The organism is Roseateles sp. P5_B10, assembly GCF_056400485.1.
Window position 1 is genome coordinate 1 of the sequence record NZ_JBFULE010001186.1, and the last position, 1,194, is coordinate 1,194.

Consider the following 1,194-nt stretch of genomic DNA (forward strand, 5'->3'; position numbering starts at 1 on the left):
GGTCAGGAATGTGCTCCAGTCGCCCCGCGCCAGCAGCAGCGCCCTGCGAAGGTTCTCTTCCATCATGGGCCCCAGAATGAAGCCCAGCAGCAGCGGCGCCGGCTCGCAGCTCAGCTTGTAGAAGACGTAGCCCAGCAGCGCAAACGCCGCAGTCATATAGACGTCAAAGCTGTTGTTGTTCAGCGAGTAGGTGCCAATGCAGCAAAAGACGACGATGGCCGGAAAGAGAAACCGATAGGGCACTGTCAGCAACTTGATCCAAATGCCGATCAGAGGCAGGTTGAGCACGATCAGCATCAGATTGCCGATCCACATCGATGCGATCAACCCCCAGAACAGCTCCGGGTTGCTCGTCATGACCTGAGGCCCCGGCTGAATGCCCTTGATGGTCATGGCACCCACCATCAGCGCCATCACAGCATTTGGCGGAATGCCAAGCGTGAGCATCGGAATGAAAGAGGTCTGCGCACCGGCGTTGTTGGCGCTTTCTGGGCCGGCGACCCCTTGGATGGCGCCTTTGCCGAAGGGCACACGAGGATTGCGGACGACTTTCTTCTCCAAGGTGTAGGACGCGAAAGAGGCCAGCAGCGCGCCGCCACCGGGCAACACTCCCAGCACAGCGCCGAGGGCCGTGCCCCGCAGCACCGAAGGCCAGGCCTCCTTGAAGTCTTCCTTCGTCGGCCACAGGCCTTTCACCTCCTTGGTGAAGACCTCGCGATGTTCTTCGGGCTGACCCAGATTGGCGATGATTTCCCCGAAGCCGAACACGCCCATGGCGATGACCACGAAGCCAATGCCGTCAGTCAATTCAGGAACATCGAAGGAGAAGCGCGCCGTGCCGGTGATGACGTCGGTGTTGATCTGCCCGAGCAGCAGGCCAAGCACGATCATTGCAATGGCCTTGATGAGCGATCCCGACGCGAGCACAACGGCGCCGACCAGGCCGAGCACCATCAGTGAGAAATACTCGGCCGAGCCGAACTTGAAGGCCAGCTCGGTCAGCGGCGGCGCGAAGGCCGCGATGATGATGGTGCCCACACAGCCGGCGAAGAAGCTACCCAGGCCGGCGGCCGCGAGCGCCGCACCGGCACGGCCGCGCCGGGCCATCTGATAGCCGTCGATGGCCGTCACGACGGAGCTGGACTCACCCGGCACATTGATCAGGATGGCCGTCGTCGAGCCTCCGTATTGAGC

At 62.1% G+C, this 1,194-nt stretch carries 1 protein-coding gene; it reads right to left on the reverse strand.

Translation table 11 applies throughout. The annotated features are described in order from the left end of the window. A partial coding sequence (locus AC1DU6_RS31960; protein WP_477862222.1) for a tripartite tricarboxylate transporter permease occupies positions 1-1,194 on the reverse strand: 1,194 nt, incomplete at both ends.